Origin of the sequence: Pseudomonas sp. 21615526 (assembly GCF_013386245.1) — a bacterium.
In the GTDB taxonomy this organism is placed as follows: domain Bacteria; phylum Pseudomonadota; class Gammaproteobacteria; order Pseudomonadales; family Pseudomonadaceae; genus Aquipseudomonas.
Window position 1 is genome coordinate 1 of sequence record NZ_JACAOM010000024.1, and the last position, 6,086, is coordinate 6,086.

The window sequence follows — 6,086 nt, forward strand, 5'->3', positions numbered from 1 at the left end:
GGCACACCGAGCCTAGGCGAGGTGCCGAGTGGTGGGGCAAGAGCGTTTTGCTTGCTTTTGACTGGGCCGCATTCCGGCTGTTCAAAAGTGACCCGCTGTAAGAGCGGAATCCTAGGTGGTCGTTACCTAAATAACGGATATGTACCGCGACCCACCCCCCGCAACTCCCTGGTGAAATAACGGCTCGGTACCTCACCCAACACACGCTTGAACACCGTGGCAAACGCACTCGGGCTGCTATACCCCAGATCCAGCGCCACCCTGGTCACCGGTTCCCCATTGCCCAGCCGCACAATCGCCGCCAGCAAACAGGCTTGCTGGCGCCATTGCAGATAACTGATCCCCGTGGCCTGGCGGAACTGGCGGGTAAACGTCCGGCGGCTCATACCCGCGCCGAGGGCCATGGCATCAATGCCGATTTCCAACGAAGGCCCGGCCAGGAACTCTTCGCAGGCCTTCGCCAATCGAGGCTCGGCCGGCAACGGCGCACACAGCGGCAGCACCGGCATCCGGGCGATCTCGTGCAGCAGCAAGCCCATCAAATAGCTGTCGCGGCCACCCATCGCGTAACGCGCAGGTACCTCGACGGCCTTCTCCAGCAACTGCCCAAGCAGCGGCGACACATCCAGCACCTGGCACTGTTGCGGCAACTCCAGCCGCCGCGCCGCCTGCGGGCGAATGTAGGTGTTGAGCATCGTCACCGGCCCGCGCATCAGCATGGCGTGGGACACATGCGGCGGCACCCAGATCGCGCGGCGAGGCGGCACCACCCAGTTACCGATGGCACTGTAGACGGTAATGACACCCTGGCTGGCATAGGCCAACTGGCCTCGCGGGTGCGCGTGGGGGGGGAACAGCTCGCCGTCGGCATAGTCGATGGCGGTCACGACCACGTCGCGCGGGGTGTTTTCGTAGGGATGAATATCGGGCATGGCCTGATTCTAGCCTTTATTGACCCACAATCGCAGGCGGGCCATCGCGGTTTACGAAAAAATCTATCGGATGCACGGCCTCCTGTCGTGCCACCGAGTCAATGGACCCGTCACGATGAAGCAAAAACACCTGTTACTGGCCGTCCTGGTGACGGCTGTGTGGGGACTCAATTTCCCCATTACCAAACTCGGCCTGGCCGAGATCAACCCGCTGTTGCTGACGGCCCTGCGGTTCACCCTGGCGGCGTTGCCCTGGGTGTTTCTGGTGCGCCGGCCCCAGGTCGCGGTGAAGTGGCTGGCGGCCTATGGCTTGATATTCGGGGTGGCGATGTGGGCCTTGATCAACCTCGGGATCGCCATGGGCGTGCCGCCTGGCAGCGCGTCGTTGCTGATCCAGTTCAGCGCATTTTTCACCATGGGCTGGGGCGTGCTGCTGTTTCGTGAAAGCCTGTCCGTGCCGCAATTGATCAGCGTGGCGCTGGCGGCCATGGGCCTGGTGGGCATGCTGTTGAGTGTGCAGGGCGCGGCCACGATGCTGGGGTTTGCCTTGGTGCTGTTCAGCGCGTTGGCCTGGAGCATCGGCAATATCATCATCAAGGTCTCCGAGGTGCGGGAGATCTTTGCCTTCGTAGTCTGGGCCAGCCTGTTTGCGCCGTTGCCGCTGGTGCTGTTGACGTGGCTGCTGGATGGCTCGCAAGCCTTTATCGCTTTGCCTGCTCAACTGAACGGCGTGGCGTTGTTCTCGCTGGCGTTCCAGGTGTATGGCGCGACGCACTTCTGTTACTGGGGCTGGAACCTGCTGTTGCGCGAGTACCCGGTTTCCCGGGTGGCGCCCCTGTCACTGCTGATCCCGGTGTTCGGCATCGTCAGCTCAATGCTGATCCTGGGTGAGCGCCCCGGGGTTTCGCAGTGGCAGGCCATGGGCTTGATCCTCTTGGCCCTGATCGTCGGCCTGAAGAAGGGGCGCCCGTTGTGGGTCAGGCAGGACGGTCACGCTTGAGCAGGCCATACAGCGCGCTGTCCGAGATCTCGTCGCCGACCACCCAGCGCTCGCGCAGCAAGCCTTCGCGGACGAAACCCAGGCGCTCAAGCAGCTTCGCGGAGCCCAGGTTGCGTGGGTCAATGTCGGCTTCAAGGCGGCGCAGCCCGGCGGTGTTGAACCCATGGTCGATCACGGCGCGGGCGGCTTCGCTCATGTAGCCCTTGCCCCAATACTGGCGGCCCAGGGTAAAGCCGATTTCAGCGCGGCGGCATTGCTCGTCGACATTGAACAGGTCGCAACTGCCGATCACCTCGCCGGTGGCCAGCAACTCCACCATGCACACCAGGTCTTCACCGGCAATCGATGCCTCCATCAATTGGCCGAAGCGTTCAACGGCTTGCTCGGCGCGGGTCATGGTGGGAAAGGAAAAGTAGCGCATGGCCTCGGGGTCGGACCAAATGGCAAACAGCGCGCGCCAGTCATCCTGATGGGGAGGGCGCAGGCCCAGGCGTTCGGTGGTGAGAAGTACGGGGGCGAAAAAGGGCAGGGTCATCATGTGCTCGTCCGTGAAGATCACGGGCGCAATCCTGCCGGGATTACGGGCGTTATACAAGCATCAGGAACAGGCCGTATCGTCCAGCGCCTGGGCCGGCAGCGCGCCGGTGGTCTTGATGGTTTTGGTGACGATATAGGTGAAGTAGCGCTCGATGGCCAGGTCTTCCATCAGCAGTTGATCGATGAAACGCTGGTACTGGTCGATGTCGGCTGCGCGGATCATTGCGATGTAGTCCACGCCGCCGCCGGTGGCGTAGCAGAACTCCACGTCGGGGGCGTCGCTCATGCGTTGTTCGAAGCGGCGCATGTCCTGGGCGGTGTGCCGGGCGAGGGTGATTTCCACCAGCAGTTGCTGACTCTTGAACACCTGATTCCAGTCGATCACCGCGCGGTAGCCCTTGACCAGGCCGGCACTTTCCAGCTTGCGCACGCGCTCCCAGGCGGGCGTTACCGAAAGGTTGATGGCCTCGGCCAGGCTCGATTTGGTGATGCGCCCGTCCTCGGAGAGGATACGCAGGATTTTCAGGTCGTAGCGGTCAAGCTTGTGCATCGGCAACGAACTCCAAAGGCGCACGGACCCTGTAGGAGCGAGCTTGCTCGCGATGAGCCTGAGGACGACGCGTTAATTCAGGATTAGCACGTTATCGTTCACGACCATCGCGAGCAAGCTTGCTCCTAAGGGAAACTCATCAGCCCAACACTTCCCCGGCCACCTGGTCGATCGCGCCTTTGGTGATGTCGACGATCAGGTCTGCCTCCGCCCTGGTCAAAATCAGCGGCGGCGCAAAGCCGAGGATGTCGCCGTGTGGCATGGCCCGGGCGATCATCCCGCGTTCCAGGCAGGCCGCCGAGACTTTGGGGCCGACCTTGAGCGCAGGATCAAACGGCGTGCGTTGCTCACGGTCGGCCATGAATTCCACGGCGGCGAGCAGGCCGTCGCCGCGTACTTCGCCCACCAGCGGGTGACCTTCGAGGGTTTCCCGCAGGCGACGGTTCAGGTACCCACCGACTTCGTCGGCGTTCGCCGTGAGGTTCTCCCGTTCCAGGATATCCAGGTTTGCCAGCGCCGCCGCGGCGCAGATCGGGTGCCCGGAGTAGGTCCAGCCGTGGCCCATGGCGCCTTCGTGGGTCGAGGCCTTTTCAATCACGTCCCACACCTTCTCACCGATGATCACCGCTGACAGCGGGGCATAGGCGCTGGTCAGCCCCTTGGCCGTGGTGATCAGGTCCGGGCGCATGCCGTAGCGCTGGCTGCCCATTTTCGAGCCCAGCCGGCCGAACGCGCAGACCACTTCGTCAGCGATCAACAACACATCGTACTTGTTCAGTACCGCCTGGATCGCCGCCCAGTAACCGGCCGGGGGCACCACGATGCCACCGGTGCCCATCACCGGTTCGCCAATGAACGCCGCGACCGTGTCCGGGCCTTCGGCGAGGATCATTTTTTCCAGCTCATCGGCGCAGTAACGCACGAACGCAGCCTCGTCCATGCCCGCCGGTGCCTTGCGGTACCAGTGCGGGCAAATGGTGTGCTGGATGCCTTTTTCCGGCAGGTCGAAATGCTGATGGAAGGCGGCGAGGCCCGTGAGGCTGCCGGTCATGATGCCTGAGCCGTGATAGCCGCGATCGCGGGAGATGATCTTCTTCTTCTGCGGACGGCCCAGTACGTTGTTGTAGTAACGCACCAGCTTGATCTGGGTTTCGTTGGCGTCTGAGCCGGACAGGCCGTAGTAGACCTTTTTCATGCCTTCGGGCGCCCAGTCCATGATGCGGCTCGACAGCTCGATGATTGCCTCGGTCGAGTGACCGACATAGGTGTGGTAGTAGGCCAGCTCCTTGGCTTGCTTGTAGATGGCGTCGGCAACTTCGGTGCGGCCATAGCCGATGTTCACACAGTACAGGCCGGCAAACGCATCGATGAATTCGCGGCCTTCGTGGTCGCGAATGCGGATGCCCGAGGCGCTCTTGATGATGCGGCCCTTGAGTGCGCCGCTGGCGTGATCATGGGCGTGGGTGGACGGGTGCATGAAGTGCGCGCGGTCTTGTTCGAACAGGCTGTTGAATGCTTGGCTCATGGTTGCTCTCCTTGGAATTGGCCTTGGTGATGCAGGCAAAAGTATTTGGTTTCGACAAAGGCTTCGAAGCCCTCGGCGGCGCCTTCACGGCCCAGGCCCGAGGCTTTCATGCCGCCGAAGGGAATCGGGTGACCGGTGAATTTCACCCCGTTGACCGCGATCATGGCGTGGTCGAGGCGGCGGATCAGCGGGTAGATCAGGTCCAGGCGGTTGGAACAAATGTAGGCGGCCAGGCCGTACTCGGTGTCGTTGGCCATTTCGATGGCCTGGTCAATCGAGTCGAACGGCAGCACCCCGGCAATCGGCGCGAAGTTTTCTTCGCGGTAGATGCGCATTTGTGGGGTCACGTCGGCGAGTACCGTTGGCTGGTAAAACAGCCCGCCCAGGGCGTGGCCTTCGCAGCCCACCAGGCGTTGCGCGCCCAGCTCCAGGGCGTCGGCCACGCGTTCGGCGGTGACGTCGAAGGCGGCCTGGTGCATCAACGGGCCGATGTCGACGCTTTGCTCTTGCCCGTCGATCAATGCCGGGCCGACCCGCAACTCACGCACGGCGGCAGCGAAGCGGCTGAGGAATTCGGAGTAGATCGAACGGTCGACCATGATCCGGTTGGCCGCGCAGCAGTCCTGGCCGGAGGTCTGGAACTTGGCCTCGACCGCGACTCTCACTGCCAGCTCAAGGTTGGCGTCGGCGCAGACAATAAATGGCGCATTGCCGCCCAGTTCCAGCGAGACCTTCTTCACGTCCTGGGCCGCCGCCTGCAGTACCAGCTTGCCGACCCGGGTCGAGCCGGTGAAGCTTACCGAGCGCACGCGGGTGTCCTGCACCAGGGTTTGCATGGCCATCTGTGGCTCGCCCAGCACCACGTTGAACACGCCCGGCGGGAAGCCGGCTTCTTCGGCCAGTTGCGCGAGGGCCAACGCCGAGTAGGGCGTTTCATGGGCCGGCTTGACCACCACCGTGCAACCGGCGGCGAGGGCGGCGGCGGCCTTGCGGGTGATCATGGCCGAGGGGAAGTTCCATGGGGTCAGCAGGGCGCAGACGCCTACGGGTTCCTTGACTGTGCCCAGGTGTGCACCGGGGATATGGCTGGGGATATTCTGGCCGTACAGGCGGCGGGCTTCTTCGGCGAACCACGGGATGAAGCTTGCGGCATAGGCGATTTCGCCGCGGGCTTCGGCCACCGGTTTGCCTTGTTCCTGGCTGAGGATGCGGGCGAGGTCCTCCTGGTGTTCGAGGATCAGTGCCGCCCAGCGCCGCAGGATCGTGGCGCGGGCATCGAGGTTCTGTTCACGCCAGGCGGAAAACGCGCGGTGGGCGGCGTCGATTGCGGCGACAATTTGCGGTTTTTCCAGCATCGGCACGTGGCCGATCAACTGTTGGTTCGCCGGGTCATGTACGGCGATGGTGCTGGCACTGGCGCTGTGGACCCAATGGCCGTCGACGTAGCACAGGGCTTTGAACAGCAGCGGGTGTTTGTAGGTCATCGGGGTCACTCCGGATGGGCTGAGTGGGTGCAATGCTAGGGCAGGGGCAGGCGCGGGA

The 6,086-nt window shown here is 63.2% G+C and carries 6 protein-coding genes; 1 reads left to right on the forward strand and 5 read right to left on the reverse strand.

All coding sequences use genetic code 11. From position 1 onward, the window contains the following. Positions 1 to 122: 122 nt before the first annotated feature. Positions 123 to 932, reverse strand: a complete 810-nt coding sequence (locus HX786_RS08695; RefSeq protein WP_178911949.1) for a helix-turn-helix transcriptional regulator — start codon at positions 930 to 932, stop codon at positions 123 to 125. Between the two features lie 115 nt (positions 933 to 1,047). Here HX786_RS08695 and HX786_RS08700 point away from each other — a divergent pair, with 115 nt between their 5' ends. Then, positions 1,048 to 1,932, forward strand: a complete 885-nt coding sequence (locus HX786_RS08700) for an EamA family transporter (RefSeq protein WP_178911950.1) — start codon at positions 1,048 to 1,050, stop codon at positions 1,930 to 1,932. Here HX786_RS08700 and HX786_RS08705 read toward each other — a convergent pair. The 4 genes from HX786_RS08705 to HX786_RS08720 all read right to left on the reverse strand — a co-directional run bounded on the left by HX786_RS08705 (position 1,910) and on the right by HX786_RS08720 (position 6,028). Then, entirely contained in the window at positions 1,910 to 2,491 is a 582-nt protein-coding gene (locus tag HX786_RS08705; protein ID WP_256580017.1) for a GNAT family N-acetyltransferase, read from the reverse strand. The genes HX786_RS08700 and HX786_RS08705 overlap by 23 nt on opposite strands. Positions 2,492 to 2,530: 39 nt before the next feature. After that, complete coding sequence (locus HX786_RS08710; RefSeq protein WP_003219468.1) at positions 2,531 to 3,019, reverse strand: Lrp/AsnC family transcriptional regulator; 489 nt, start codon at positions 3,017 to 3,019, stop codon at positions 2,531 to 2,533. A 139-nt stretch (positions 3,020 to 3,158) separates the two neighbouring features. Further along, positions 3,159 to 4,544 (reverse strand): aspartate aminotransferase family protein, encoded by a 1,386-nt coding sequence (locus HX786_RS08715; RefSeq protein WP_177123528.1) that lies wholly within the window; start codon positions 4,542 to 4,544, stop codon positions 3,159 to 3,161. Next, complete coding sequence (locus HX786_RS08720) at positions 4,541 to 6,028, reverse strand: NAD-dependent succinate-semialdehyde dehydrogenase (RefSeq protein WP_178911951.1); 1,488 nt, start codon at positions 6,026 to 6,028, stop codon at positions 4,541 to 4,543. Before HX786_RS08720 ends, HX786_RS08715 begins: the two co-directional genes overlap by 4 nt. Between the last annotated feature and the right edge of the window lie 58 nt (positions 6,029 to 6,086).